This is a genomic window from Metapseudomonas boanensis, assembly GCF_018704125.1.
GTDB classification, from domain to species: Bacteria; Pseudomonadota; Gammaproteobacteria; order Pseudomonadales; family Pseudomonadaceae; genus Metapseudomonas; species Metapseudomonas boanensis.
Genome location: NZ_JAGTIS010000002.1, coordinates 268124 through 294673, shown reverse-complemented (window position 1 = coordinate 294673; position 26550 = coordinate 268124). Strand labels below are relative to the sequence as shown.

Below are 26550 nucleotides of genomic sequence, written 5' to 3'. Positions count from 1 at the left end.
GGATGAAAGCGCACAGCGTGATCAGAACAACGAGGGCGCCGAAGCCGCTCCCTAGTGGGCGCGGGCTTCGTGCATGCGGGCGAGCTGGCGTTCCAGCAGGGATGGGTAGGGCTCCAGCAGGCGTTCAACGCAGGAGGCCCCCTCGGGGCTGGTGATGGCGCGGACGCGGGCCCGCTCGCGTACCAGTGGCGCGTCGGCGATGGCGCGTTCGACCAGCAGCAGGTTGCGGCTGTGCTGGCTGAGGGCCAGGGCGTTCTGCGTCGCGTCATTGAGCAGGAGATCGCCTTGACCGAGTCCCGACAGGTCTTCGCCTAGGGTCAGGCCCAGTTGCAACTGGAGGGTGATGCCGCTGTCGGCGACTTCGATCTGCAGGGCATGGCCGAGCGCGCGCATCAACTCACCACAGCACAAGGCGTGGGTCAGGTAGTCCTCTCCGCTCTGGCGGCTATGGAACAGCATCAAACTGCTGCCGTCATTGAGCGTCAGCAACTGGCCCTTGTAGAGCGCGCCCGCCTGGTCCATGCAGTCTCGATAGCGTTGCAGCAGATCCAGTAGACGCGCGCGCGGCAACCGCCGTAGCTGCTCCTGGGCGCCCAACTGGATTGCCAGCACGGCACTCCTCTGCGGCTGCTCCCGTGGCTGCTCGGGGACGGCAGAAGCGCTGGCAGGCTCGTTCAGCTCATCGCGCAGGTCGGCAAAGGGGTCTTCCTCGTCCGGCGTGAACAACTTGCTGGGCGTCCCCTCGTCGTCTTCGTCGAAGCTGCTGTCGCTCAGGTCGCGAACTTCAAAGTTCGGCTCCTCGTCCGTTTGGTCCTCGAGCTCATCCTCATCGGCCTCCGCATAGTCGACCTCCGGGATCGGCTCGGGCTCGGGGTCCGGCTCCGGTTCGGGTTTCTCGGGCACCAGACGCGTTTGCAGCTGGCGCGCCAGGTCGCCGATCTCATCCTGGCGACCTGCGCCGGGAGCGGGATCGTCCGGATCACGCAGCCATACCCGCAGTTGGAGCAGCGGCGTAGAGATGTGCCGGCCCAGGCGCAGGCTGAGGGAAAGGGTCAGCGCCAGCAGGATCAGGCTCAGCAGGCCCATGCTCTGCAAACTGATGGTCATGGGCTGCTGGAACTGTTCCATGTCCAGGCTCAGGCGCAGGTGTCCGGCGATCACTTCCTGGAAGGTGATGGGCGTGGAGTAGAGTCCCTCGGTCTCGCCCAGCAGTCCTTGTTTCGGGCGCGAGCCCGCTTCGGCAAGGATGCGGTTGTCGACGCTGTAAATGGCCGCGTGGGCCACCAGCGGGTTTTTCACCAGGTTATTGAGCAGGACGTTGAGGCTGAGGATGTCGTTGGACACCAGCAGCTCCGTAGCCGATGCGGCCGTCTGTATGGTCAGGCTTTGTCCAAGCGCGTCGGCCTGCTGCTGCATGGCCTGCTTGAACTGCATGCCCATGACCCAGGCATAGATGACCAGCGCCAGCGCCACCAGCAACAGGCTGTGGCTGGCGATACGCAGGGCGATGGGAACCCGCCGCTGGCGCAGTGCATGGAAGATCAGCAGGAAGAAATTATCGGGCTTGACGGACGTGGGCCGGTTCACAGAGCGCGGCTCTTCTCGGACGGAATTGTGGCGCAGTATAACGATCGGCCCTTGCACGGCAAAGCGTTCGGCATGCTCGAAGTGCTCGGAAAGTGGGTAGAATGTGCGCCTTTTCATGCGCTGAGGGAGGTGCGCCTTGCGCGAGATTGTCCTGATCAATATCACTGGCGAAGATCGCCCAGGTCTGACCGCGGCCATTACCGGCGTCCTGGCCCAGGGTGGAGTGAACATCCTGGATATCGGCCAGGCGGTGATCCACGACACCCTGTCGTTCGGCATCCTGGTGGAAATTCCCGACACCGGCATGGGTTCGGCGGTGCTCAAGGATGTGCTGTTCACGGCTTACAAGCTGGATCAGCAGGTGCGCTTCACCCCGGTTTCCGAGGCTGACTACCAGCAATGGGTCGAGGGCCAGGGCAAGCCCCGTTACATCGTCACGCTGCTGACCCGCAAGGTGACCGCCGAGCAACTGCAGAGCGTGAGTTCGATCACTGCCAAGTACGGCCTCAATATCGATCATATCGACCGCCTGTCGGGACGTATGCCGCTGGACATGCCGGCCGACCAGGGCAAAGGCTGCATCGAGTTCTCCGTGCGCGGCGAGCCGGCCGATCCGGTCGCGCTGCGTGCCGAGTTCCTTAGCGTGGCCCAGGCGCTCAATGTGGATATCGCCTTCCAGCGTGACTCGGTGTTCCGCCGCAATCGCCGGCTGGCGGTGTTCGACATGGACTCGACCCTGATCGAGGCGGAGGTCATCGATGAACTGGCCAAGGCCGCGGGCGTTGGCGAGCAGGTGGCGGAAATTACCGAGCGCGCCATGCGTGGCGAGTTGGACTTCCGCGCCAGCTTCAAGGAGCGCCTGGCGCTGCTCAAGGGGCTTTCCGAGGATGTGCTGGAAGAGATCGGTGCGTCGCTGCGCCTGACCGAGGGTGCCGAGACGCTGTTCGCCGAGCTCAAGCGCCTGGGCTACAAGACGGCGATTCTCTCCGGTGGCTTCACCTATTTCGCTCGGCAGTTGCAGGCGAAGCTGGGCATCGACTATGTGTTCGCCAACGAACTGCAGATCGTCGATGGCAAGCTGACTGGTGTCGCTGTCGAGCCTATCGTCGACGCCCAGCGCAAGGCCGACCTGCTGCGCGAGCTCGCCGAGAAGGAAGGCTTGCGCCTGGAGCAGACCATCGCCGTGGGCGATGGCGCCAACGACCTGCCCATGCTCGGCCTGGCCGGTCTTGGCGTGGCGTTCCGCGCCAAGCCACTGGTCAAGCAGTCGGCCAAGCAGGCGATCTCCACCCTTGGGCTGGACGGGATTCTCTACCTGCTCGGGTTCCGCGACCGTGATGGTGAGGGCTGAGGTCCGCGCCTGAACGGAAAAGCCGTCCATCGGGCTAATGCTGTTCACATAAGAAAATACGCCGCTTTTCCTTCAGCAGGAGGGCGGCGTTTTTGGTTTTACATCACGAAGTTGTTTCTGTTGGGCAGGTATCTCTCCTACGGGGCCTTCAGCTTGGTAGCCCGATGAAATCCGGGAAAAGTCCAACCGCTGCACCCGGATTCATCCGGGCTACGAGGTGGCAGACTGCTCCGAAGGCCGATCACGCCCCTCCTCATATGCGCTGCCGCCAATGCCTAAGTGAACAGCATTAGCCCATCGGGCGGCTTTCTTGTGGGTGGGGGCTGACTACTCATCATCGGAGGAAAAGTCGTAGTCCATGGCCTGGCTGGGCCCCTGCAGGTAGTAACCCTGGATGTAGTTGACGCCGGCTTGCCAGAGCGTCGCCAGCACGCTGGCTGTTTCGACGTAGGGCACGATGGTCAGCTTGGCCTGGGCATGGAGGCTTGCCAGCAGGGTTTTCAGGGTTTCCTGGTTCTCGGCCCGGTTGAGTTCCTGGGTGAAGGAGCCATCGACCTTCACGAAGTCGATGTTCAGGTGCTTGAGGGTGTTGAACGGAGTCAGCGCGCAGCCGAACTGGCTCAGGGCAACCTGGCAATGGAGTTCGGCAAGGCCCTGGGTGAGGGTCTTGGCCTGCTTGAGGTAAGCGATGGCGTCGGGTTCGCTGAACTGGAAGATCAGGGCATCCGCGGGCAGCCGGGCAGCCTTGAGTGCAACGCTCAACCATGGCAGCAAGGTCTGGTCCTGCAGGCTCGCGCCGGACAGGTGGATGAACAAGCGCGTGTTGTGGCCCTTGGCGCGGTGTTCAGCCAGTAGCTTGATCGAATTGAGGATCACCCAGCGGTCGATCTTCTCGGCCTGGCCGGCATTCCTGGCTGCGTCCAGGAAGTCGGCGGGCGGAACTTCCTCGCCTTGCGGGCTGAGCAGGCGCAGGAGCACTTCGTAGTGTTCGAAATTGTCGCCGCGAAGGCTGATGATCGGCTGGAACAGCAGGCGGAAGCTGTTGTTTTCCAAGGCCTGCTGGACCATGGCCACCAGGCTTCCGCGATTTGCCGCTGCCGCCAGTTCATCGGCCGGATCGTAGAGTTTCAGCGAATTGCCATTGCTGAGTTCGTCGGCGCAGCGGTGGGCGCGGTCGACGACTTCCTGGGCTTTGGGGGTAGTATCGTTGAGGCCGGCGATGCCGATAGACAGGCAGATTTGCACGGTACGGCTACTGACATCGAACAGGTGGCTGTCGACCTTCTTAAGCAGGGCGTGCAGTCCTTCTTCCGATTGTTCGGGCGTGAGGCCGGGCAGCAACACGCTGAATACGTCATCGCCGTAGCGGGCCAGTTTTGCGTCACCGGCAAAGTGGGTGCGCAGCAGGTTGGCCAGGTCGGTCAGCAGCAGGTCGATGCCGGCGATGCCGATTTCTGCCAGTAGGTTTGCGTAGCGGTCGACCTTGATATAGGCAAGACTGGAGGGCTGTGAGCTCTTCACTGCACGCTCGGCGGCTGCATCCAGCAGTTCGTTGAAATGAGCGCGGTTGAACAGGCCGGTGACGAGATCCTGGCTGCTGATCTCCCGGAGCTTTTCTTCCAGCTCCGAGTTATCGGTTTCAGTGCGGATCACCACCTGTATGCACGGCTCTCCGTCGTAGGTGGCGGGCGAGAAGCTCATGTGTGCGCGAAATGCCTGGCCATCGACCTTGCAGCCATTGCAGGTCAGCTCTCCCGCGCCATTGCCGTCGCGATAGTTCTTGAGGAAGTCCTTGAAGCTGGCCTGGTCGTTGCTGGCGACCAGGTCGATCATCGGCATGCCCTCCAGCTCTTCACCATCGTCGTAGCCGAAGAGTTCGACATAGGCCCGGTTGGCGTAGATGTGCATGCCGTCGTGCACATAGGCGATCGCGTCGACGGAGCTATCCAGCAGCAACTGGCAGCGTTTTTCTGCCTCGCGCAGGCTCACTTCGGCAGCTCGAAACCCGCGGCGCTGTTCGAGGTTGGCCAGTTCGCGGTTGGCCACCAGCACCAGGCGTTCGTCCTCTCCCTGGGGCAGGGCATCCTGGGCACCCAGGGCCAGGGCTTCGGTGATCAGATCGGAGTCGTTGCCCTGAACCAGCTGGATGAAGGGAATGTCCTTGGACTGGCGACGCAGGGTGTTGAGTGCTTCGAGCGGGGCGAGTAGTTCGCTGCTGGGGGCCGCGACCAGCATGTCCCAGCTTTGCTGAAGAGATTCGACAAGATCGTCGTTGGAGAGGATGCGGTGGACGCGGGTCGCGCGACCGGCATTGCGGAACAGGCTGACCAGACGCTCGGCTTCGTTCTGCGAGTCTTCCAGTATCAGCAGGCGGATCGTTTTCTTTTCGATGGCCATGGCCTGCACTTAGCGCCGGACGGGCGCAAATAGGCGACAAATGGTAGTGGTTGGCGAATCTACAGCGACTTCCATAGCGAGTCAAAGTCTTCGTCGCCGCTCTGGGCATGGCCTCCCAGGGTTGTGCTGGACTTCCCATTTGGTGGCGCGGAATGCTCAAGCGTGCGGTATTCGAACTGACTGAAACTGGCGGTGCTGGTCTGACGACGGGTCAGCACGGCCTTGTGTTCTTCCCCGCGCAGGTTGATCTGCACCTTATTGCCTTCCTGGAAGGGAAGGCGGGGTGTAATCAGCGTAGCAGGCTGTGAGATGGCACCGACTGCCGGAAGCAACAGGGCTCTCAGATAGTGGCTGTTTCTTTCATCCTTGCGCAGCAGCAGTGCCCCGCATGACTGCGCGTGCGGGGCGATCAGTTCGATGCCCATTTGCGTCCCGCCGCCCCGAACCAGGCGGATCCAGCGGACCACGGCAATGCTCCAGCCTTGACCTGGAGCGTCCTGTACACCCAGCAGTTCGCCAGCCTGCAGTTGGCTAGGCACGTCCTTGGGCCAGCTGAGGCAGTAGCCACCAGGACTGTGATTGACTACGGCCACACTATAGGTGGGATAGTCCTCTAAGCCGGTGGACTGCTGATTGCCACTGGACGCTGGACGTGCGTACTCGATTTCCTCCAAGGGCAAATCAGTATGCCAGGTTGTGCGTGCCGGCTGGGCATCGAAGGCCTTTGCCCAGATATCTGCAGCGGGTTTTCTGAGTTGCGGGTTGAAAACTGCCTGGCCGGCTTCCTGGGGAAGCTTCAGTACGTCACTGAACGGCGTATTGCCGGCGAGGAAGAAGTGCAACGCGCTCATGCCGATGCACAGGGTCAGGCTGCCTTGGCCGGGATTACGCTGGAACGTGCGCTCGGAAATGTCGCCCCACGCCGAGCTGAGATGCTGAAGCAGGTCCAGGCTCAGCCCTTCGGGAACCAGCAGTCTGGATTGCTCGCGTTGCTCTGCGGGAAGCAGCAAGTGGTCTTTGATGGCGTGGACCAGCGGCGAGGGGTCAAGGCCAAGTAGCTTTTGCGGCTCCACGTCCTGAAACAGCGACTTGTAGCGGGGCGGTCCATCGAGCAAGGGGGCCACGGCGAACAGGCTGGAGGGCTGGTCGGCTCGTTGCAAGGTGACCAGTGCGCTCCAGGGTTCGAGTGATTCGGCAAGGCGCGCGATTCCAATCTGGCGCATCTGGTTGCAGCGTGCGCAACCGAGTAGCAGCGCGACCAGATAGGTCTGCTCGACGCTCAGCCCCTGAGTGTGTCGGGCGAGTGGGTCGCGCACCACGATACCTTGGAGTTGGCGGCTTTGCGCCAGTTGATAAAGCTGGTGGAGTTCCAGCCAGAGCCCTTCGGGGGCGGGGCAGTACAACTGGCTGGAGCGAATCAGCGGACCGTTGAGGCTGTGCATTGCGCGCTGCACGGCGACCGTCAGCAGTTGTGCGCGCTCGCGTCCCGGGCGAGGGGCCTCGTGCACGACAATGAGCTTGTAACCGATGGCCAGGTGGTTCTGCAGCGCCTGGCAAAGGCTGGCTACCTTGCGCGGACGTTCGTCGAGGACGATCGCCTGGTTGAGGAAATGCCGCTCAAGGTGCAAGCAGACGAAGTGCACCTCGGGACGAAGCAGTTCGAGGAGCTGCAGTCGATTCTCCGAGGGGGTCGCCAGTTGGTTCAGTTCGGCCAGGCATTGGTAGAGCTGCCGTGCCGTTTCGCCAAGGTTGGCCTTGGGCAGATGGGCGATCCAGCGTGTCAGGCCGCGCGGAGTGGCGTCGCAGAAGGATAGGCTCTGCTTGCTTGGCGTGGGGACACGCAATAGCAGGTGAGGGCTCTGGTAATCCATCCGACTCGACAACTCCGACGTCTCAAGGCGCTTTAGCGCTGTTTCTGCACTCTACCAGCATCCGCCAGCTCCGGCAGCAGATCCCAAGGTTGGGCCTTGGTGCGGTGAAGCGCCTGGGCGGGGGCATGCCTCGTCCAGGCGCCCAGGTTCAACTGGTGGTTTTGGGCAGAGCCATGAGCTGTCCCATGGTTACCTGGCTGCCTGGCCACACTCCTTCGGCCCAACTGATCTGGTCGGGTCCGAACAGGACGATGGCGGTCGAACCGAGCTTGAAGCGCCCGAGCTCATCGCCTTTCTCCAGCGTGATCGGCGCTCGCGCCTGCTCGTCATAGCTGAACGTCTTCAATTCACGCTTTGGCGGGGTGACCAGGCCAGCCCACACAGTTTCTATCGAGGCAACGATCATCGCACCGACCAGGACGACCGCCATGGGGCCACGCTCGGTATCGAACAGACAGACCACGCGCTCGTTGCGGGCGAAGAGTTCCGGAACGTTTTCAGCCGTGGCCTGGTTCACCGAGAACAGTCGGCCCGGCACATAGACCATCTCTCGCAGGGTGCCGCCCAGCGGGGCGTGGACCCGGTGGTAGTCCTTCGGCGAGAGGTAGACGGTTGCGAACTCGCCACCCATGAAGGGAGCTGCGCGCTCGGCATTACCGCCCAGCAGCTCCAGCACGCTGAAGCTGTGCCCCTTGGCCTGGAAGATGCGCCCGTGCTCGATGCTACCCACTTGGCTGATGGCTCCATCGGCCGGGCACAGGATTGCGCCCGGGGTTCTATCCAGTGGGCGTGCGCCTGGCTTGAGGGCGCGGGTGAAGAAGGCATTGAAGTGTTCGTAGCCTTGGGGATCTTCGACCATGGCTTCGCTCATGTTCACCTGATAGCGCTTGGCGAACCAGGTGGTGAAGGCGTTCTTGAACCAGGGCACGCGGCACTCGGCGATGCAGCCGGCCAGGCGGGACAGCAGGTTATGGGGCAGCAGGTACTGACTGATGATGAATAGGCGTTCTTTCATGGGGAGTCCTTGGCGGGCGGAAGTCTCAGACCTCGACGGGAGTATCCGGGTGGTTGCCCCACTCGGACCAGGAGCCGGCATAACCCTTCACCCTTGGGTAGCCGAGGGACTTGGCGACCAGATAGGTGAAGCCGGAGCGATGGTGGGTCTGGCAGTGGGTGACGATTTCCTTATCCGGGGTGATGCCCAGTCCTCGCAGGATGTCGGCCATGTCTTCACGAATCCTCAAGGCCCGGGTCCTGTCCATGCCGGCAGTCCACTCGAAGTTGATCGCGCCGGGGATGTGCCCGGCTTTTGCGGCCAGTATCTTGGTGCCGTTGTATTCGCTTGGATTGCGGGCATCCCAGATGGCCAGGTCCGCAGCGCCCAGGCGGCCTTGCAGGTATTCGCGCGTCGCGGTGGGTTCATCGTGCAGCGTCAGGCTGATCGGGCCGCCCACTGGTGCGGGGGTGTCCTGGGTGGTTTCGCGACCCTCGGCGAGCCAGGCGTGCAGGCCGCCGTTCAGATAGTGGTAGCGATGATGGCCGATGACGTCCAGCAGCCAGATGAAGCGACCGGCCCAGCCGCCGCCTTCGTCGTCATAGACCACGTAGGTCGCCTCTGGACGATGGCCAAGCTCCCCGAACAGTGCTTCGAGGTCCGCATGGGAGGGCAGCAGGCCAGGAGCCGGCGGTTGGCCGAGCTGGGTGCGCTTCGGATCGACGAAGCGGGCCCCGGGCAGGTGGCCTTCGGCATAGCGGGCGGCGCTGGTGAGGTCCACCAGGATCAGGTCGCTGGCGCCCAGGTATTGCGCCAGATCGGCTGGTTCAATGACCAGCGCAAGCGAGGGGAAGGCAGGCATGGGAGCCTCCGGATTGGGCAAAAGGAACGGATTGTAGCGGAAAGCCTAGCGGCCGCGATTGGCGAAGTTGCCGAGCGCTCGCTCGATGCACTGCGCGGTCTTGGTGAAGGCGCGTAAGCTGAGATCGGAAAAGGGTGCGCCATCCTGGTCGGCGATCACCAGCATGACGGTGCGACCATTGATCGCGATGGAACGCAGCAGCAGGTGGTGCCCGGGGAATAGCTCCTTGATCTGTCCGGGCAGCAGCGGCGAAAACTGGGCGAAGTTGTCCGGTCCCAGGCGCAGTTGGGCAGGCTGGGTCAGCAGGCGGCGCAGGACCTGACTCTGGCTCGGGTCCAGCTGCAGGCGGTTCGCCTCTGCGGGCAGACCGGCCGATTGCTGGGCAAGCAGGCGGCTGTGATTGCGGTCGGCCAGCAGGAGGAGGGTGCGGCGCATGCCACAGCCTTGCAGCGCATCCCGTGCGCAGGCCGCCAACTGAACCACGTTGGCATAGGGGCTGGGTTCGCGCAGCAACTCGGCGCAGTGCTTGCGCCAGTTTTCCATGGCCTGGGACGAAGGCGCCGGCGCTGCCGCGGGCTCGGTTTGCAGACGTCGGCGGCTCCAGGGCCAGAGAAGGGCCAGTGCCGGATGCCAGAGGTCGTTGCGCGCGTGTTGGTGGGCGCTGGATACGGAGTGTTGGTGGACTTGCTGCTGCAGCTCGGCCAGAGGCAGGTGCAGGAACAATCCCGTCAGGCGCTGCCAGCGCAGGCTGTGTCCGCAGTTCCAGCCATCGTGGGCGGAAAGTGCCAGACCGTTGGCGAGCAGGATGGTATTGCTGGGCTGGGTCAGCCAGCGGCGTAGCGCGGGGTCGGCATCAAGCAGTTGTTGCTGATGCAGGGGGTGTTCGTTGTCGCGGGCCACGTGCAGCGCCCTGACCAGCATCCGGCGGTCGCTGTTCAGCAGGCGGTAACCCTGGACGATCCATTCGGGAAGTCGCCAGTGCTCGGCTACTGCCTGGCACAGGGTAAGCAGTGGAACTCCAAGAAGCTCCAACTCGACCTTGCGGGCCGGCTCGCCCTTGCCCAGTACCCGCTGCTCCCAGGACTCGAACAGTTGCGGCTGGCTGGCCAGCAATGGCCACAGGGGCGAAAGGAAGAGCAGGCTGTTCCAGTGAATCTCCTGCCAGAGCCTTGCCAGGCGCGCCGCGAACAGACCGCTGGCCTGCTGCGCGGCGTGCTGGCCGATCAGTTGGAGTTGGCGCAGGCCTTGTGGGATGTCGCTCTCGTGGACGGCCGGCAGGCGGTTAAGGAGTGTTTCTGCGCGCTTCAGACCCACGCGGGTCAACGCGACTTCCAGGCTTTCCGCCGGGCTTGCCAGCATGTTGCTGGAAGAGTTGGCTTCGCGAAGCAGGCTGAGCGCCAGGGCTGGGCTGTCCTGAGTCAACTCCGCGATATCGCGCAATGAGCGACGGCTGTCGCCCAAGGCGCGACGAACCCGCTCATGGCAGGTTGCCGGAACCGGCAGGCGCACGCCATCAAGGTGTTTGATCCAGGACTCGAGGCTACGCGGCATGGGCTTTGCGGTTGACATGAGGGAGGCGCCAATCTGGCTTTTCGCCTGAACAGGCTATAGTCTGGCGCATAATTTCCGATAATTAGAAGGGTTGTTTTTCATAACCCTTGCGACTAACTCTTCAAGCCCCCCTTTCTATGGCAAAAATCATCGGCATCATCGTCGTATTCGCCAGCGTGCTCGGCGGTTACATTCTGTCCCATGGCAAGATCGCCGCATTGATTCAGCCCTTCGAGGTGATGATCATTGGCGGTGCCGCGTTGGGAGCCTTCCTCCAGGCGAACCCCGGCAGTACGACCATGCATGTCTTCAAGAAGTCGTTGAAGATGTTCGGCACGCGCTTCTCCCACGGTTTTTATCTGGAAGTGCTGCGCCTGCTCTATGAAATCCTCAACAAGAGCCGCCGCGAAGGGATGATGGCCATCGAGGCCGATATCGAGGACGCCGCTGCCAGCCCGATCTTCAGCAAGTACCCGTCCGTCCTCAAGGATGAGCGGATGACGGCCTATATCTGCGATTACCTGCGCATCATGTCGTCCGGCAACATGGCGCCCCACGAGCTCGAGGGGCTGTTCGACATGGAGCTGGCAAGCCTCAAGGAAGAGTTGGAGCATCCATCGCATGCGGTCAACCGAATCGCCGACGGCCTGCCGGGCTTCGGCATCGTGGCTGCGGTACTGGGTATCGTGGTGACAATGGCCATGCTGGGTGAAGCCGAGCAGGCTGCCCTTGGTCAGCATGTGGGCGCGGCGTTGGTGGGGACCTTCCTCGGCATTCTCGCCGCCTACGGCTTTTTCGGCCCGCTGGCGGTTTCACTCGAGCATGATGCGCGCGAGGAGCTCAATGTCTTCGAGGCCATCAAGGCGTGCCTGGTGGCATCGGCCTCCGGCATGCCGCCGTCTTTGGCCGTGGAGTTCGGGCGTAAGGTGCTGTTCCCGGCGCATCGGCCCAGCTTCAGCGAGCTCGAGCAGGCCGTGCGTGGCAGTTGAAGGCTGAGTCATGGAGAACAACCAGCCAATCATCGTCAAGCGCGTAAAGCGCTATGCCGCCGGTCACCACGGTGGCGCCTGGAAGATTGCCTTTGCAGACTTTGCGACGGCGATGATGGCGTTTTTCCTGGTGCTCTGGCTGATGTCTTCGGCGACGCCCGAACAGAAGAAAGCCATTTCCGGTTACTTCAAGGACCCCATCGGCTTCACGGAAAGCGCCAGCCCCTACGTGATCGACCTGGGCGGCACGCCGACGCCGGCGCCGGACCGCACGCTCAACCCGGAACTGAAGGATGCGCCTGACGCCCAGGAGTCGGCGGTGGATTCGACTGATACCGAAAAGGTCGATGCCGACCAGGTCGAGACCCTCGCCGAGCAGATCGAGCGTGAGAGACTCGAACTGCTCCTGCAGGAGCTCCAGACCAAGGTCGAGGAGAATCCCGAACTGCAAAAGTTCAAGGATCAGATCCTCTTCGAGATCACCCAGGACGGACTGCGTATCCAGATCATGGATGCGGCCAACCGGCCGATGTTCGATCTGGGTAGCGCACGTCTGCAACCATACTTCGAAGACATCCTGCTGATCCTCGCCGAGACTATCAAGGCCGTGCCCAACAAGATCAGTGTCAGTGGCCACACGGACGCGAAACCGTTCGCGGGCGATGGTGAATTCGGCAACTGGGAGTTGTCGTCGAGCCGCGCCAACGCTGCGCGCCGCGCTCTGATTGCCGGGGGCTACCCGGACGAGCAGGTGGCTCGCGTGGTGGGCTATGCCTCCTCGGCCCTGTTCGATCGCAAGGATCCGTTCAATCCGGTCAATCGCCGGATCGACATCACCGTACTCACCAGGAAGGCGCAGCGCGCCATCGAGGGCGAAGGCGAAGCCGAGCAAGGCAAACAGGCGCCAGGCGCCCCCGAGGTGCAGCCGCCGGCTGCCGAGCCGGCACTGCCGGATACCGGGGCCGCGCCTGCCCAACCGCGCGAATTGAGGCAGAAGTTGAATATCTTCGAGGACGGTGTTCTGAATATGGATGAGCCCAAGGGGCAGTGATCCAAATCCTCAAAAAAAAGGTTCTTCGCGGAATCTGGGGGCAGAGCGAGTTGACAGTCAGGGAAGTGGGTAGATTGGCAGTCGCCAAACACACCAACCCCCACGCCCAGCTGTCGCCGTGCATCCTATTGATCTTGCTGCTTTCTGGCCAGGCTACGAGGTCGTCACCTGTCGCCAATCCACTCACGACACCCTGCTAATCAGTCTTGAGCCCCAGGCGAGCGCTTGCCGATTTGCAGCCGGTGGGCCAAACCCAACCCGTTGATCCACGAGCAGCACATCCGCCAGGTGTGGGGTCGTGACCCGCTGGATCAGCGCGTCCTGCTGCAACTGCCGGTGCGTCGCGTCGACTGCCTGTACTGCGGACGCGTATCTGAGCGGATCGACTGGCTGGCGCCGGCTTCCCGCCTTCCCCGGAAAGCATGATGAACCCCAAAAGGCACCCTGCATGGGGACTGTCCGTGAACCGGGAATCGTTCTGTCGCATCAGCCTGCAACACCACCTTGGCGGACTTGTCGGGCGGAGTGACACATCGAAGGCGCGCGAAACCTTGTAGGAGCCAGCTTGCTGGCGAATCGCGAATGGCACATGTTCGCCAGCAAGCTGGCTCCTACAGAGAGAGTACCGGCTATCCGGCTGTCAACTCGCATCTCCCCCAGATTCCGCGATGAGCCAAAAAAAAGGCCACGCAATGCGTGGTCTTTTTCGTTCAAGCGCCGTTGCGTTAATACTCGTCCTGCGGGAGGCTGGCGAGGATGTGCCGATAGCTGGCCATGCGCTGCGCATGGACGCGGCCGTCTTCCAGTGCCTTGAGCAGCGCACAGCCGGGTTCGCGGTCATGCTTGCAGTCGCGGAATCGGCAGGTGCCCAGCAGGTCGTGGAACTCGATGAAGCCGGCTTCCACATCATCGCGGCTGACGTGGCCGAGGCCAAATTCGCGGATGCCGGGAGAGTCGATCAACTCGCCACCGCCAGGGAAGTGGAAGAGGCGCGCGGTGGTGGTGGTGTGGGTGCCCTTGCCGGTGGTTTCCGACAGCGCGCCGACGCGGGTATCCACGCCCGGCAGCAGGCTGTTGACCAAAGATGACTTGCCCACACCGGATTGCCCGACGAACACGCTGATGTGACCGTCCAGAAGCGTCTGGAGCTCCTCCATGCCGCCACCCTGTCGGGCGGAAACTTCCAGCAGCGGATAGCCGAGATGGCGATAGACACCCAGCAGTTCATCGAGCATGGCGCTGTTCTGCTCGTCCACCAGGTCGGCCTTGTTCAGCAGCAGCAGGGGGCGAATGCCGGCGTGCTCGGCTGCCACCAGGTAGCGGTCGATCAGGTTGGCGTGCGGATGAGGGAGCGGGGCGAAGACGATGATGATCTGATCGACGTTAGAAGCCACCGGCTTCAGCAGGCCTCGCATATCCGGGCGGCAGAGCTCGGAGGTGCGCGGCAGCTGGGCGACGATCACCCCGCTGCCCTGGTTGCTCGAGCGCCAGACCACACGGTCGCCGGTGACCAGGGTTGGCAGGTTGGCGCGCAGGTGGCAGCGGAAAATCTGGCCAGCCAGTTCGCCTTCCTGTGCCTCCACCTCCACTTGCACGCCGAAGTGCGCAATTACAAGGCCGGTTTGCTCGTGACCCAGGTCGCCGCCCTCGAGTTCATCGAGCGCACGTGACTCGCGCTTGGCTGCCCGGGCAGCGCGCTCTTCCTGAATCTTTTCGATGCGCCAGCTTTGCCGGCGCGTTAGGTGGCGTTTGGCCATGGGGGATCCGCTTGGAAAAATCGGCGCGAGTTTAGCACGCGCGCCTCTCGGGCGGCCTCTAAGCTAGAATGCGCGTCCTGTCGAGGAGACTGACCTTATGCAAAATGCCCAGAACCTGATCTGGATCGATCTGGAGATGACCGGCCTGAACCCGGACTCGGACGTCATCATCGAGATGGCCACCATCGTCACCGACAGCGAGCTGAACGTACTCGCCGAAGGACCGACTATTGCCGTGCACCAGAGCGACGAGGTGTTGGCCGGCATGGACGAGTGGAACACCCGCCAACATGGCCAGAGCGGCCTGACGCAGCGCGTACGCGAGAGCCGCATCAGCGCGGCGGAGGCAGAGGCACAAACCATCGCCTTCCTGGAGCAGTGGGTGCCCAAGGGCAAGTCGCCGATCTGCGGCAACAGCATCTGCCAGGACCGCCGCTTCCTCTATCGGCACATGCCGCAGCTGGAAGCCTACTTCCACTACCGCAACCTGGACGTTTCGACGATCAAGGAGCTGGCCGCGCGATGGGCGCCCAAGGTGCGCGATGGCGTGAGTAAAAGCGGCAGCCACCTGGCGATGGATGACATCCGCGATTCCATCGCCGAATTGCGCCACTACCGCGAGAATTTCTTCAAGTTCTGAGGTTCAGGGCTAGCCCGCTGCATGGCGGGCTAGCGCCCACTCCACATGTTCGCGAACCAGCGCTGACGGGTCCTCGCGGCGCGCGCGCAGGGCCTCCAGTACGGGAATGGTCGAGGGGGCGTTGCCAAGGCCGACAGCCAGGTTGCGCAGCCAGCGCTCATAACCCGCGCGACGGAGCGGCGAGCCCTCGGTCCGGCCGAGAAACTCCTCTTCGCTCCAGCGGAACAGCTCGGCGAGCTCGGCATTGTCCAGCCCATGGCGCGGCTGGAAATCACCTTCGCCGCTAGGCCGGGCGAAGCGATTCCACGGGCAGACGATCTGGCAGTCGTCGCAACCAAACACACGGTTGCCGATCAGTGGGCGCAGATGCTCGGGAATCGAGCCCTTCAGCTCGATGGTCAGATAGGAGATGCAGCGTCGCGCGTCCAGTTGGTAGGGGCCAGCGAAAGCTGCGGTGGGGCAGATGTCCAGGCAGGCCGAGCAACGGCCGCAATGTTCGCTGGCCTGCGGCGGATCCACGGGCAGCGGCGCGTCGACGAACAGCTCGCCGAGGAAGAAATAGCTGCCCGCCTTGCGGTTGAGTACCAGGGTGTTCTTGCCGATCCAGCCCAGGCCTGCTTGTTCGGCAATGGCCTTTTCCAGGACTGGGGCGCTGTCGACGAAGGCGCGATAACTGAGCGGACCGATCACCTGCTGGATGCGGTCGGCCAGGTGCTGCAGGCGCTTGCGGATCAGCTTGTGGTAATCGCGCCCCAGCGCATAGCGCGATACGTAAGCCTTGTCGGGTGTCGCCAGGACTTTCGCCATCTGGCTATCGCCCGGGAGGTAATCCATGCGCAGTGAAATCACCCGCAATGTCCCGGGTACCAGCAGCTCCGGATGCGAACGCTTGCTGCCGTGGGCGGCCATGTAGTCCATCTCGCCCTGGTAGCCGGCGTCGAGCCAGCGCTGGAGATGGGCTTCATGTTCGCCGAGGTCGAGCCCGGAGATACCGACCTGCTGGAAGCCCAGTTCTCGACCCCAATCCTTGATGGATTGCGCGAGTGCGGCGAGATCTGGCGTTGAAAAGGGCATGCTGGGGCAGGAAACGGCAGCTGAGGTGGATATAATTCTGCCAGACCTCATCGCCATATCCGAAGCACATGACGCTGCCCACTGATGAAATGCCCCTCAGCCTTCACTCCGCCGCACAAGTGCGAGACCTTGATGCTCGCCTGATTGCGGCGGGCACCCCTGGGTTCGAATTGATGCAGCGTGCCGCCCATGCCGCGTGGCGTGCACTGCGACGCCGCTGGCCCGAGGCGGGCTGCATCAGCGTCCTGGCTGGCCGTGGCAACAATGCCGGCGACGGATACCTGGTGGCCGCCCTGGCGCAACGCGCGGGCTGGCAGGTTCGAGTTTTCGCAGTCGGGGCGGCGGATGCGCTTGCTGGGGATGCGGCGCTGGCGCGCGACGAAGCGCTTGCCGTCGGAGTCGCTGTCCAGCCATGGACTGAATGCGCGCCGCTTGAGGGCGTGGTGGTGGATGCCCTGCTCGGGACGGGCCTGTCCGGCTCGGTGCGTGAGCCCTGTGCCCAGGCGATTCGCCTGCTCAACGCCAGCGGACAGCCGGTGTTGGCGATCGATATTCCGTCCGGCCTCTGCGCGGACAGCGGTCGGGTGCTGGGCGTCGCCGTACGTGCCGACCTGACCGTAACCTTTATAGGGCTGAAACTCGGCCTGTTCACCGCCGATGCGCCGGACCAGGTCGGCGAGTTGGTGTTCGACGATCTTCAGGCGGATCCCGATCTGCTGGCCACAGCGCCAAGCCAGGCAGTGCGCCTGGCGCTCGGCAATTTGCCGCGGCTGGCGCCCCGTCCACGCACGGCGCACAAGGGGCAGTTTGGCCACCTGCTGGTCGTGGGTGGTGACCTGGGGTTCGGCGGGGCTGCCCTGCTTGCGGCGGAAAGCGCCTTGCGCAGCGGTGCTGGGCTGGTCTCGCTGGCAACTCGCATGGAGCACATTGCCGCATCCCTTGCCAGGCGCCCGGAAGTGATGTGTGCAGGCGTGGCGTCCGCCAACCAGCTGCTGGCGCTTACAGAAAAGGCCGATGTGCTGGTGGTGGGCCCTGGGCTTGGTCAAGGAGCCTGGGGGCGTGCGCTGCTGAGTGCCGCTGCCGGCTGCACCGTTCCCCAGGTGTGGGATGCCGATGCGCTCAACCTGCTTGCCGTGGGCCTGGCTCAGCCGCCCAGTGCTGGGGTCATGACTCCCCATCCGGGTGAGGCCGCTCGCCTGTTGGGCATTTCCACGGCCGAAGTGCAGGCTGATCGCCCGAAAGCGGCGCTCGCCCTGGCGCAACGCTTCAACCTGTGCGTCGTGCTCAAAGGCGCTGGCAGCCTGGTTGCGGCGCCCAATGGTCGACTGGCCCTGTGCGATCATGGGCATCCGGCCATGGCGGGTGCGGGGCTTGGCGATGTGTTGGCCGGGCTGCTCGGCGCTTTGTTGGCGCAAGGTATGGATAGTTTCGATGCCGCGTGTCTGGCTGTCTGGCTGCACGCCAGTGCCGGGAAGACGCTCGGCGCCCTGGGGCGGGGAATTGCGGCCAGCGACCTGATCCCGACCATTCGTCAGCTGCTCGAGGAGATTTCGCCGTGCCTGAAGTGATCCTGAATGCCGAAGGCGAAGAGGCCATGCTGGCCCTCGGTGGGCGCTTGGCGAAGCTGACCGGCGGGCGCGGCATCCTGTACCTGCATGGCGACCTGGGTGCCGGCAAAACCACGTTGTCCCGAGGAATCCTGCGGGGGCTGGGCCACGCTGGGGCCGTCAAGAGTCCGACCTTCACGCTGGTCGAGCCTTATGAAATTGGCGATAAGCGCGCCTTTCATTTCGATCTATATCGCCTTGCCGACCCTGAGGAGTTGGAATTTCTGGGGATTCGCGACTACTTCGAGGACGATGCGCTATGTCTGATCGAGTGGCCGCAACGGGGTGAGGGCGTTTTGCCAAAGGCCGACCTGGACATTACCATTACCCCGCAAGCGGGCGGCCGTTCGCTGCGTTTGTCGCCACACACCGAGCGCGGCGAAGCCTGGTGTGCCGCCCTGGCGGTTGGAGTATGAAAAACAGAATGGGGTGGGGTATGCGCTCGCGCGCACTGTTTGCCGGGATTGGGGTTCTACTTGCGGCATTGGCCGCTGATGTCCTGGCTGCCGCGGAGGTCCGCGGGGTGCGGCTATGGCGTGCGCCGGACAATACGCGCCTGGTCTTCGACCTTTCCGGTCCGGTGCAGCACAGTGTCTTCACGCTCACTGCGCCCAATCGCATCGTCATCGATCTCAACGGTGCCCAGTTGGCTACCAAGCTGGAGCAGCTGTCGCTCAGCAACACGCCGATCACCAGCGTCCGCTCTGCCCAGCGCAGCCCGACCGACCTGCGCGTCGTGATCGATGTCTCCACCGCTGTCACACCCAAGAGTTTCGCCTTGGCGCCCAATCAGCAGTACGGCAACCGTCTGGTGGTCGACTTGTTCGACCAGGAAGCGGCGGCCAATGAGGCCAGCGCGCCGCAGGTGGCGACCGCCCCGGCTGCGCCACAGGCGCCTGTGACCCCGACCCGGCCGGCACCAAGCAAGCTGCCGCCGGTTCCGGGTGGCAAGCGTGACATCATTGTCGCCATCGATGCCGGTCACGGCGGCGAGGACCCGGGTGCGCTCGGCCCCAAAGGCCAGCATGAAAAGAACGTGACCCTGGCCATCGCCAAGGAATTGCAGCGCCAGATCAGCCGCGAGAAAGGCTTCCGCGGCGAGCTGGTGCGTACTGGCGACTATTTCATTCCCCTGCGCAAACGCACCGAGATCGCGCGCAAGAAGGGTGCTGATCTGTTCGTCTCCATTCATGCCGACGCCGCGCCCAGCCGCAGCGCTTTCGGCGCTTCAGTGTTCGCCCTGTCCGATCGGGGGGCGACGTCCGAAACCGCTCGTTGGCTGGCCGATAACGAAAACCGCTCCGACCTGATCGGCGGGGTTGGCAGCGTCAGCCTCGATGACAAGGACCGCATGCTGGCCGGCGTGTTGCTGGACCTGTCGATGACTGCCACCCTGTCCTCCAGCCTGAACGTCGGGCAGAAGGTCCTGAGCAATGTCAGCCGCGTAACCCCGCTGCACAAGCGCCGGGTCGAACAGGCAGGCTTCATGGTGCTGAAATCGCCAGATATCCCATCGATCCTGGTGGAGACCGGCTTTATCTCCAACCACAACGAGTCGCAGAAGCTGGCCAACCCGAGCCACCAGCAAGTATTGGCACGCTCCATCCAGACCGGGATCAAGCAGTTCTTCCAGCAGAACCCGCCGCCCGGCACCTACATTGCCTGGCTGCGTGACCAGGGCAAGATCGCGCCTGGTCCGCGGGAGCATGTGGTGACCTCCGGTGAAAGCCTGGCGTTGATCGCCCAGCGCTATGAGGTCAGCCTCCCTGCGTTGCGCAGTGCCAATTCTCTGAAGGACGACAACATCAAAGTCGGTCAGACCCTGAGCATCCCGGCCGCGACGCTGGCGGCCCAGCCATGAGCAGCTTGCCACGTATCCAGCTGCTGACTCCGCGGCTGGCGAACCAGATTGCGGCTGGTGAGGTGGTGGAGCGTCCTGCTTCGGTCATCAAGGAGCTGCTGGAAAACAGTCTGGATGCGGGGGCCCGCCGCATCGATGTCGAAGTCGAGCAGGGCGGAATCAAGCTGCTGCGGGTGCGCGACGATGGCGGTGGGATCCCGGCCGACGATCTGCCGCTGGCCCTGGCTCGCCACGCCACCAGCAAAATCCGTGATCTCGAGGATCTGGAACGGGTTATGAGCCTGGGCTTCCGTGGTGAAGCGCTGGCCTCCATCAGCTCGGTCGCGCGCCTGACAATGACCTCGCGCACAGTCGATGCCGAACAGGCTTGGCAGGTCGAGACCGAGGGGCGCGACATGGAAGCGCGGGTGCAGCCTGCAGCGCATCCGGTGGGCACCTCGGTCGAGGTTCGCGATCTTTTTTTCAACACCCCGGCACGCCGCAAGTTCCTGCGCGCCGAGAAGACCGAATTCGATCACCTGCAGGAAGTCATAAAGCGCCTGGCTCTGGCTCGCTTCGATGTCGCTTTCCACCTGCGGCATAACAGCAAGACCATCTTCGCCCTGCATGAGGCGCCGGACGATATTTCCAAGGCGCGGCGGGTGGCCACGGTCTGCGGCTCGGCTTTCCTGGAACAGGCGCTGCCCATCGAGATCGAGCGCAACGGGCTGCATCTGTGGGGGTGGGTTGGCTTGCCGACTTTCTCGCGTAGCCAAGCGGATCTGCAGTATTTCTATGTCAATGGCCGCATGGTGCGCGACAAACTGGTCGCCCACGCGGTCCGTCAGGCCTATCGCGACGTTCTCTACAACGGCCGGCATCCCACGTTCGTCCTGTTCTTCGAGGTCGACCCCGCGGCTGTGGACGTGAACGTGCACCCGACCAAGCACGAAGTGCGCTTCCGCGACAGCCGGATGGTCCACGACTTCCTCTATGGCACCTTGCATCGCGCTCTCGGCGAAGTGCGACCTGAGGATCAGCTGGCATCCCCGGCCGGTACCGAAAGCGTGGTACGGCCAACCGGACAAGCTGCCGGTGAGTTCGGCCCGCAGACGGAAATGAGCCTCGCAGCCAGCGTGTTGGAGCGTCCGGCCGCTGAATCGAACTGGCGCCCGTCGGGGGGCTATCAGCCTCCACGCCCGGCTGCGCCGTTACCGGCAGCCGAAGCCCAGGGCGCTTACCGCGAGTTTTTTGCCCCGCTGACGCCGGCAGCGTCGGTCAGCCTGCCCGAGACCCAGGGTGATATTCCGCCGCTTGGCTATGCGTTGGCGCAGTTGAAAGGTATCTACATCTTGTCCGAGAACGCCCAGGGGCTGGTGCTGGTGGACATGCACGCGGCCCATGAGCGCATCACTTACGAGCGTCTGAAGCTGGCCATGGCCAGTGAGGGGCTCAAGGGGCAGCCGTTGCTGGTGCCCGAGTCGCTCGCGGTCAGTCAGCGCGAAGCGGATTGTGCGGAAGAGCATGCTGAATGGTTTCGCCGCCTGGGCTTCGAACTGCAGCGTCTGGGGCCGGAGACCCTGGCAATCCGCCAGATTCCCGCCCTTTTGAAGCAGGCCGAGGCCTCGCAGTTGGTGCGTGACGTGCTGGCCGACTTGCTTGAATACGGCACCAGCGATCGCATCCAGGCGCATCTCAACGAACTCCTCGGCACCATGGCCTGCCATGGTGCAGTCCGGGCCAATCGCCGGCTCAGCCTGCCGGAGATGAATGCCCTGCTGCGCGACATGGAAAACACCGAGCGCAGCGGCCAGTGCAATCATGGGCGACCGACCTGGACCCAGCTGGGCATGGACGACCTGGACAAACTCTTCCTGCGTGGTCGCTGAGCATGGCTGAACGCCTGCCGCCAGCAATCTTCCTCATGGGGCCAACCGCCGCCGGCAAGACCGACCTAGCCTTGGCCCTGGCGCGCACGCTGCCCTGCGAGCTGATCAGCGTCGACTCGGCGCTGATCTACCGCGGCATGGACATCGGTACGGCGAAGCCAGATAAGGCCACGCTTGTCGAGTTCCCTCATCGCCTGATCGATATCCGCGATCCAGCACAAAGTTACTCCGCCGCCGAGTTTCGCACCGACGCCATGGCCGCGATGGCCGAGGCCACGATGAAAGGGCGGATACCGCTGCTGGTCGGCGGCACCATGCTGTATTACAAGGCGTTGCTCGAAGGTTTGGCGGACATGCCGAGCGCCGCCCCGGCCGTGCGTGCCGAACTGGAGGCACGGGCCGCGCGTGAAGGCTGGGATGTCTTGCACCGGGAGTTGGCCAGCGTGGATCCGGAGTCCGCAGCACGAATCCACCCGAATGACCCTCAGCGGCTTACTCGGGCATTAGAGGTCTATCTCGTCAGCGGTCTGACCATGACCGCCCACAGGTTGCGCCAGGCTGCGCAAAATCCTGGCTCCGGCACGCCTGGTGGTGGGCAATTCCCGTATACTGTTGCGCACCTGGCGATTGCTCCGGCCCAGCGGCACGTGTTGCACGAAAGAATTGCGCAACGTTTCCAGTTGATGTTGGAACAGGGCTTCGTCGAAGAGGTCGAAGCGCTGCGCGGTCGAGGTGACCTGCACGCAGGGCTGCCGTCTATAAGGGCAGTCGGTTATCGCCAAGTCTGGGATTATCTGGATGGCACGCTGAGCCGGTCAGAGATGGAGGAACGTGGAGTCATTGCCACGCGCCAACTCGCCAAGCGGCAATTCACCTGGTTGCGCAGTTGGGACGACCTGCACTGGCTGGATAGCCTTGATTGCGACAATCTGCCGCGCGCCTTGAAATACCTGAAGTCGGTCTCCATATTGAACTGAGACCTTGCTGGTTACCGTCTATCCTTGGGGGTAGGGCGGATACCATTCAATTTTCTTGTCATTTGAAAACTAAAACGATTAATCCAGAAAGGAGAGCGGCACATGTCAAAAGGGCATTCGCTACAAGACCCTTACCTCAATACCCTGCGTAAGGAACGCGTTCCGGTTTCCATCTACCTGGTCAACGGCATCAAGCTGCAGGGCCAGATCGAATCTTTCGACCAGTTCGTGATTTTGCTGAAGAACACTGTCAGCCAGATGGTCTACAAGCATGCCATCTCCACCGTGGTGCCCAGCCGCCCGGTACGTCTGCCCAGCGCTTCCGAGCAAGAGCAGCCAGAGCCAGGCAACGCCTAATAGGAGACTGCATTGTTTTTCGAACGCCCGGGCGGTGGAGAGCGGGCCATCCTGGTTCACTTGGATGGCCAAGACCCAGAGGCGCGCGAAGATCCGCAGGAGTTTCTCGAGCTTGCACGTTCGGCGGGTGCCGACACGGTGTCTTTTGTCTCCGTGTCTCGCCACCAGCCGACGGCCAAGTTCCTCATCGGTAGCGGTAAGGTCGATGAGCTGCATGACCTGGTCAAGGCCGAAGAGGCCGAGCTGGTCATCTTCAACCACACCCTCACACCCAGCCAGGAGCGCAACCTCGAGCGCGCCTTCGAATGCCGGGTGCTTGACCGTACAGGTCTGATTCTCGACATCTTCGCCCAGCGCGCGCGTACTCATGAAGGCAAGCTGCAGGTCGAGCTGGCCCAGCTTGAGCACATGAGCACGCGCTTGGTGCGCGGTTGGACTCACCTTGAACGCCAGAAGGGCGGTATTGGCCTGCGTGGCCCGGGTGAAACCCAGCTGGAAACCGACCGTCGTCTGCTGCGGGTGCGCATTCGCCAGATCAAGCAGCGTCTCGAGAAGGTTCGCAGCCAACGCGAGCAGGCACGTCGCGGGCGAAAGCGCGCGGATATTCCTGCGGTCTCTCTGGTTGGCTACACGAACGCCGGCAAGTCCACTCTGTTCAATGCCCTGACCACATCCGAGGTCTATGCAGCTGACCAGTTGTTCGCCACGCTCGACCCTACCTTGCGCCGTCTGCAATTGGACGACGTGGGGCCAATCGTCCTGGCGGACACCGTAGGTTTCATTCGTCACCTCCCGCACAAGCTTGTGGAAGCCTTTCGGGCTACCCTTGAAGAGTCCAGCAATGCCGACCTGCTGCTGCACGTGATCGACGCTCATGAGCCCGAGCGCATGGCGCAGATCGAACAGGTGCTGGCCGTGCTGGGGGAGATCGGCGCCGAGGGGCTGCCGATGCTGGAGGTCTATAACAAGGTTGACCTTCTCGAGAATGTCGAGCCGCATATCCAGCGGAACGAGGAAGGAAAACCCGAGCGAGTCTGGTTGTCGGCGCGTGAAGGGCAAGGCCTGGAACTGCTGAAGCAGGCGGTGGCCGAGTTGCTGGGCGAAGACATGTTTGTCGGGACTCTGCGCTTGCCCCAGCGTCTAGGTCGTTTGCGGGCTCAGTTCTTCGCCTTGGGCGCGGTGCAGACAGAAGCGCACGATGAAGCAGGTGACGTCCTTTTGGCCGTGCGCTTGCCGCGCGTAGAGTTGAATCGACTGGTCAGCCGAGAGGGTTGGCAGCCGAACGAGTTCCTTGAGCAACACACTTTGCAATAAAGCCTGTATGAGTGGTTTTGCTGCGGGCCGCAGGCTTGGGTAGCATGGGCGGGCGCGCCGTGGGCGCGTCTTTGCTTTATCAGTATGGAGAGCGCTATGGCTTGGAACGAGCCGGGTGGCAACTCGAACAATCAGGATCCTTGGGGTGGTCGCCGTGGTGGTGATCGCAAAGGACCGCCGGACCTGGACGAGGCCTTTCGTAAGCTGCAGGACAGCCTGAACGGGTTGTTTGGCAGCGGCAAGAAACGGAGCGGCGATGATCGCGGCGGACGGTCGGGTGGCTTCGGCCTGCTCGGCATCGGCCTCGCGTTGCTCGCGGTGGTCTGGCTGTATAGCGCCGTCTATGTCGTGGATGAGCAGGAGCAAGCCGTGGTGCTGCGCTTCGGCAAGTACTACGAAACCGTCGGCCCGGGCCTGAACTTCTACTTCCCGCCCATCGATCGCAGGTTCCAGGAGAACGTGACTCGTGAGCGTGCCTACAGCAAGCAGGGCCAGATGCTCACCGAGGACGAGAACATCGTCGAGGTTCCGCTGACCGTCCAATATAAGATCAGCAACCTGCAGGACTTCGTGCTGAACGTCGATCAGCCTGAGGTCAGCCTGCAGCATGCCACCGAGAGCGCGCTGCGCCACGTGGTGGGCTCCACTGAGATGGATCAGGTGCTGACCGAAGGGCGTGAACTGATGGCGAGCGAAATCAAGGAGCGCCTGCAGCGCTTCCTCGATACCTACCGCACCGGCATCACCGTCACCCAGGTCAACGTGCAGAGTGCGGCGGCTCCGCGTGAAGTCCAGGAAGCCTTCGATGACGTGATTCGCGCCCGTGAAGATGAGCAGCGTGCCAAGAACCAGGCTGAGGCGTACGCCAATGGCGTGGTGCCTGAGGCGCGGGGCCAGGCTCAGCGCATCATCGAAGATGCCAACGGTTATCGCGATGAAGTGATCGCTCGTGCCGAGGGTGAGGCAGATCGCTTCAGCAAGCTCCTTGCCGAGTACCGCAAGGCACCGGAAGTGACTCGTCAGCGCCTGTATCTCGAGACCATGCAGGAAGTCTTCAGCAATACCAACAAGGTCCTGGTGACTGGCAAGGAGGGGCAAAGCAACCTGCTCTATCTGCCGCTGGACAAGATGATCGACAGCCGTGGCGCCGGTTCCGGTCCGGCGGCGCCGGCAGCATCGACTTCCGCAAGCGGCAGTGATCTGGGCTCGCGTGTCAGCTCTGATATGCAGCAGCGCAATCTGCGTTCGAGGGAGAGTCGCTGATGACCAATAAATCGCTGTTCACCTTGATCGCGGGGGTCATCGTGGCCCTGGTGGTATGGAGCAGTCTCTATATCGTGTCGCAGACCGAGAAGGCTGTCCTTCTCCAATTCGGCCGTATCGTCGAGGCGGACGTCCAGCCTGGCCTTCATCTCAAGATTCCGTACGTCAACCAGGTGCGCAAGTTCGACGCCCGCCTGCTGACTCTGGACGCGCCGACCCAGCGCTTCCTGACTCTGGAGAAGAAGGCCGTGATGGTCGATGCCTACGCCAAGTGGCGTGTGGCTGATGCCGAGCGCTTCTATACCGCGACTTCGGGTATCAAGCAGATCGCCGACGAGCGTCTGTCCCGGCGTTTGGAGGCTGGCCTGCGTGACCAATTCGGCAAGCGTACCCTGCACGAAGTCGTGTCAGGCGAGCGCGATGCGCTGATGGCAGACATCACGACTGCCCTCAATCGCATGGCCAGCAAGGAGTTGGGGATCGAGGTGGTGGATGTGCGGGTCAAGGCCATCGATCTGCCCAAGGAAGTGAACCGTAGCGTCTTTGAGCGGATGAGCACTGAACGTGAGCGTGAGGCCCGCGAGCACCGCGCCAAGGGTGCTGAGCTGGCCGAAGGTATTCGTGCCGACGCTGATCGTCAGCGCCGCGTGCTGTTGGCTGAAGCGTATCGCGAGGCGGAGGAAACCCGCGGTGATGGCGATGCCAAGGCTGCGGCCATCTATGCCAAGGCCTACAGCCAGGATCAGGAGTTCTACGCTTTCCACCGCAGCCTCCAGGCTTACCGTGGGAGCTTCGGGAACAAGAGTGACGTGATGGTGCTGGATCCAAGTAGCGAGTTCTTCCGTTACCTGGACAAGACAGCGCGCTGACCTGTCGCCCGGCGGACGCTGATCGTCCGCCGGGGTGACCGGCCGGGAAAACGTGTTATCATGGGTCAGCCGGGAAATCCCGGCTTTTTTGCGTCCGCGGGAATCATGTGGCAGGAATTGGGCATTGCGTTTTGTCTGATGCTGGTGCTGGAAGGCGTCCTGCCCTTCCTCTATCCGCGCCGTTGGCGCGCCGCGGTACTCGGGTTGGCGGATTTGACGGATCGCCATCTCCGCCTGATGGGTCTGTCCAGCATGTTGCTGGGGACAGGCCTCCTTTATCTGCTTCACTGAAGGCTTGCCGCCCGGATAA

22 protein-coding genes and 1 pseudogene are annotated in these 26550 nt (G+C 62.9%); 15 read left to right on the top strand and 8 right to left on the bottom strand.

From position 1 onward, the window contains the following. Positions 1 to 51 precede the first annotated feature (51 nt). Complete coding sequence (locus J7302_RS05450; protein WP_215371537.1) at positions 52 to 1587, bottom strand: AhpA/YtjB family protein; 1536 nt, start codon at positions 1585 to 1587, stop codon at positions 52 to 54. Positions 1588 to 1723: 136 nt separating this feature from the next. On the opposite strand from J7302_RS05450, the gene serB reads away from it, so the two are divergent. Next, the gene (gene serB, locus J7302_RS05445; protein ID WP_215371534.1) at positions 1724 to 2938 is read left to right on the top strand and encodes a phosphoserine phosphatase SerB; all 1215 of its coding nucleotides are present in this window, start codon (positions 1724 to 1726) and stop codon (positions 2936 to 2938) included. A gap of 327 nt (positions 2939 to 3265) precedes the next feature. Here serB and J7302_RS05440 read toward each other — a convergent pair whose 3' ends face one another. From J7302_RS05440 to J7302_RS05420, 5 genes are all read right to left on the bottom strand, one after another. Further along, complete coding sequence (locus tag J7302_RS05440; protein WP_215371531.1) at positions 3266 to 5335, bottom strand: EAL domain-containing protein; 2070 nt, start codon at positions 5333 to 5335, stop codon at positions 3266 to 3268. 59 nt (positions 5336 to 5394) lie between these two features. Continuing rightward, on the bottom strand, positions 5395 to 7206 hold the full coding sequence (locus tag J7302_RS05435) for a molecular chaperone (RefSeq protein WP_215371529.1): 1812 nt from the start codon (positions 7204 to 7206) through the stop codon (positions 5395 to 5397). A 148-nt stretch (positions 7207 to 7354) separates the two neighbouring features. Continuing rightward, positions 7355 to 8221 carry an archaetidylserine decarboxylase gene (gene asd, locus J7302_RS05430; RefSeq protein WP_215371526.1) on the bottom strand — a complete coding sequence of 289 codons (867 nt, stop codon included), beginning with the start codon at positions 8219 to 8221 and terminating at the stop codon, positions 7355 to 7357. A 25-nt stretch (positions 8222 to 8246) separates the two neighbouring features. Further along, positions 8247 to 9062, bottom strand: coding sequence for a thiosulfate sulfurtransferase (rhdA, locus tag J7302_RS05425; protein WP_215371524.1), 816 nt, complete (start codon positions 9060 to 9062; stop codon positions 8247 to 8249). A gap of 45 nt (positions 9063 to 9107) precedes the next feature. Next, positions 9108 to 10631 (bottom strand): HDOD domain-containing protein, encoded by a 1524-nt coding sequence (locus tag J7302_RS05420; RefSeq protein WP_215371522.1) that lies wholly within the window; start codon positions 10629 to 10631, stop codon positions 9108 to 9110. Between the two features lie 119 nt (positions 10632 to 10750). On the opposite strand from J7302_RS05420, the gene motA reads away from it, so the two are divergent. The 3 genes and pseudogenes from motA to J7302_RS27110 all read left to right on the top strand — a co-directional run. Next, positions 10751 to 11602 carry a flagellar motor stator protein MotA gene (motA, locus tag J7302_RS05415; protein WP_215371520.1) on the top strand — a complete coding sequence of 284 codons (852 nt, stop codon included), beginning with the start codon at positions 10751 to 10753 and terminating at the stop codon, positions 11600 to 11602. Between the two features lie 10 nt (positions 11603 to 11612). Further along, a complete protein-coding gene (gene motB / locus J7302_RS05410; protein WP_215371518.1) occupies positions 11613 to 12653 on the top strand; it encodes a flagellar motor protein MotB in 1041 nt (346 codons plus the stop codon). Positions 12654 to 12771: 118 nt separating this feature from the next. Then, positions 12772 to 13073 (top strand): annotated as a pseudogene (locus J7302_RS27110) (ISL3 family transposase); the annotation flags it as partial. Positions 13074 to 13378: 305 nt separating this feature from the next. On the opposite strand, the gene rsgA reads toward J7302_RS27110, so the two are convergent. Next, on the bottom strand, positions 13379 to 14410 hold the full coding sequence (gene rsgA, locus J7302_RS05400; RefSeq protein WP_215371515.1) for a small ribosomal subunit biogenesis GTPase RsgA: 1032 nt from the start codon (positions 14408 to 14410) through the stop codon (positions 13379 to 13381). A 97-nt stretch (positions 14411 to 14507) separates the two neighbouring features. Between rsgA and orn the strand changes: the two genes are divergently transcribed. Then, the gene (gene orn / locus J7302_RS05395) at positions 14508 to 15050 is read left to right on the top strand and encodes an oligoribonuclease (RefSeq protein WP_215371513.1); all 543 of its coding nucleotides are present in this window, start codon (positions 14508 to 14510) and stop codon (positions 15048 to 15050) included. Positions 15051 to 15059: 9 nt separating this feature from the next. Here orn and queG read toward each other — a convergent pair whose 3' ends face one another. Then, positions 15060 to 16124, bottom strand: coding sequence for a tRNA epoxyqueuosine(34) reductase QueG (gene queG, locus J7302_RS05390; RefSeq protein WP_215371511.1), 1065 nt, complete (start codon positions 16122 to 16124; stop codon positions 15060 to 15062). A 68-nt stretch (positions 16125 to 16192) separates the two neighbouring features. Between queG and J7302_RS05385 the strand changes: the two genes are divergently transcribed. From J7302_RS05385 to J7302_RS05340, 10 genes are all read left to right on the top strand, one after another. Beyond that, entirely contained in the window at positions 16193 to 17692 is a 1500-nt protein-coding gene (locus tag J7302_RS05385) for an NAD(P)H-hydrate dehydratase (protein ID WP_215371508.1), read from the top strand. After that, positions 17680 to 18147, top strand: coding sequence for a tRNA (adenosine(37)-N6)-threonylcarbamoyltransferase complex ATPase subunit type 1 TsaE (gene tsaE / locus J7302_RS05380; RefSeq protein ID WP_215371506.1), 468 nt, complete (start codon positions 17680 to 17682; stop codon positions 18145 to 18147). The genes J7302_RS05385 and tsaE overlap by 13 nt, the downstream gene beginning before the upstream one ends. Before the next feature lie 8 nt (positions 18148 to 18155). Further along, the gene (locus J7302_RS05375; RefSeq protein ID WP_215372457.1) at positions 18156 to 19592 is read left to right on the top strand and encodes an N-acetylmuramoyl-L-alanine amidase; all 1437 of its coding nucleotides are present in this window, start codon (positions 18156 to 18158) and stop codon (positions 19590 to 19592) included. Then, the gene (gene mutL / locus J7302_RS05370) at positions 19589 to 21460 is read left to right on the top strand and encodes a DNA mismatch repair endonuclease MutL (RefSeq protein ID WP_215371503.1); all 1872 of its coding nucleotides are present in this window, start codon (positions 19589 to 19591) and stop codon (positions 21458 to 21460) included. The genes J7302_RS05375 and mutL overlap by 4 nt, the downstream gene beginning before the upstream one ends. A 2-nt stretch (positions 21461 to 21462) precedes the next feature. Then, positions 21463 to 22437, top strand: a complete 975-nt coding sequence (gene miaA, locus J7302_RS05365; protein ID WP_215371500.1) for a tRNA (adenosine(37)-N6)-dimethylallyltransferase MiaA — start codon at positions 21463 to 21465, stop codon at positions 22435 to 22437. A gap of 102 nt (positions 22438 to 22539) precedes the next feature. Beyond that, positions 22540 to 22794, top strand: coding sequence for an RNA chaperone Hfq (gene hfq / locus J7302_RS05360; RefSeq protein WP_003453015.1), 255 nt, complete (start codon positions 22540 to 22542; stop codon positions 22792 to 22794). A gap of 12 nt (positions 22795 to 22806) precedes the next feature. Next, a complete protein-coding gene (gene hflX / locus J7302_RS05355) occupies positions 22807 to 24108 on the top strand; it encodes a ribosome rescue GTPase HflX (protein WP_215371498.1) in 1302 nt (433 codons plus the stop codon). 96 nt (positions 24109 to 24204) lie between these two features. Continuing rightward, on the top strand, positions 24205 to 25371 hold the full coding sequence (gene hflK, locus J7302_RS05350; protein ID WP_215371495.1) for an FtsH protease activity modulator HflK: 1167 nt from the start codon (positions 24205 to 24207) through the stop codon (positions 25369 to 25371). Beyond that, positions 25371 to 26240: a protease modulator HflC gene (gene hflC / locus J7302_RS05345; protein WP_215371494.1), complete on the top strand. Its 870-nt coding sequence runs from the start codon at positions 25371 to 25373 to the stop codon at positions 26238 to 26240. Before hflK ends, hflC begins: the two co-directional genes overlap by 1 nt. Positions 26241 to 26345: 105 nt before the next feature. Continuing rightward, positions 26346 to 26531, top strand: coding sequence for a DUF2065 domain-containing protein (locus J7302_RS05340; protein ID WP_215372455.1), 186 nt, complete (start codon positions 26346 to 26348; stop codon positions 26529 to 26531). Positions 26532 to 26550 lie beyond the last annotated feature (19 nt).

Bases quoted from the DNA above. Each gene is read 5' to 3' on its own strand.
- J7302_RS05440 (WP_215371531.1), bottom strand. From the start codon at position 5,335: ATGGCCATCGAAAAGAAAACGATCCGCCTGCTGATACTGGAAGACTCG.
- J7302_RS05435 (WP_215371529.1), bottom strand. From the start codon at position 7,206: ATGGATTACCAGAGCCCTCACCTGCTATTGCGTGTCCCCACGCCAAGC.
- asd (WP_215371526.1), bottom strand. From the start codon at position 8,221: ATGAAAGAACGCCTATTCATCATCAGTCAGTACCTGCTGCCCCATAAC.
- rhdA (WP_215371524.1), bottom strand. From the start codon at position 9,062: ATGCCTGCCTTCCCCTCGCTTGCGCTGGTCATTGAACCAGCCGATCTG.
- J7302_RS05420 (WP_215371522.1), bottom strand. From the start codon at position 10,631: ATGTCAACCGCAAAGCCCATGCCGCGTAGCCTCGAGTCCTGGATCAAA.
- motA (WP_215371520.1), top strand. From the start codon at position 10,751: ATGGCAAAAATCATCGGCATCATCGTCGTATTCGCCAGCGTGCTCGGC.
- motB (WP_215371518.1), top strand. From the start codon at position 11,613: ATGGAGAACAACCAGCCAATCATCGTCAAGCGCGTAAAGCGCTATGCC.
- rsgA (WP_215371515.1), bottom strand. From the start codon at position 14,410: ATGGCCAAACGCCACCTAACGCGCCGGCAAAGCTGGCGCATCGAAAAG.
- orn (WP_215371513.1), top strand. From the start codon at position 14,508: ATGCAAAATGCCCAGAACCTGATCTGGATCGATCTGGAGATGACCGGC.
- queG (WP_215371511.1), bottom strand. From the start codon at position 16,124: ATGCCCTTTTCAACGCCAGATCTCGCCGCACTCGCGCAATCCATCAAG.
- J7302_RS05385 (WP_215371508.1), top strand. From the start codon at position 16,193: ATGACGCTGCCCACTGATGAAATGCCCCTCAGCCTTCACTCCGCCGCA.
- J7302_RS05375 (WP_215372457.1), top strand. From the start codon at position 18,156: ATGGGGTGGGGTATGCGCTCGCGCGCACTGTTTGCCGGGATTGGGGTT.
- mutL (WP_215371503.1), top strand. From the start codon at position 19,589: ATGAGCAGCTTGCCACGTATCCAGCTGCTGACTCCGCGGCTGGCGAAC.
- miaA (WP_215371500.1), top strand. From the start codon at position 21,463: ATGGCTGAACGCCTGCCGCCAGCAATCTTCCTCATGGGGCCAACCGCC.
- hfq (WP_003453015.1), top strand. From the start codon at position 22,540: ATGTCAAAAGGGCATTCGCTACAAGACCCTTACCTCAATACCCTGCGT.
- hflK (WP_215371495.1), top strand. From the start codon at position 24,205: ATGGCTTGGAACGAGCCGGGTGGCAACTCGAACAATCAGGATCCTTGG.
- hflC (WP_215371494.1), top strand. From the start codon at position 25,371: ATGACCAATAAATCGCTGTTCACCTTGATCGCGGGGGTCATCGTGGCC.
- J7302_RS05340 (WP_215372455.1), top strand. From the start codon at position 26,346: ATGTGGCAGGAATTGGGCATTGCGTTTTGTCTGATGCTGGTGCTGGAA.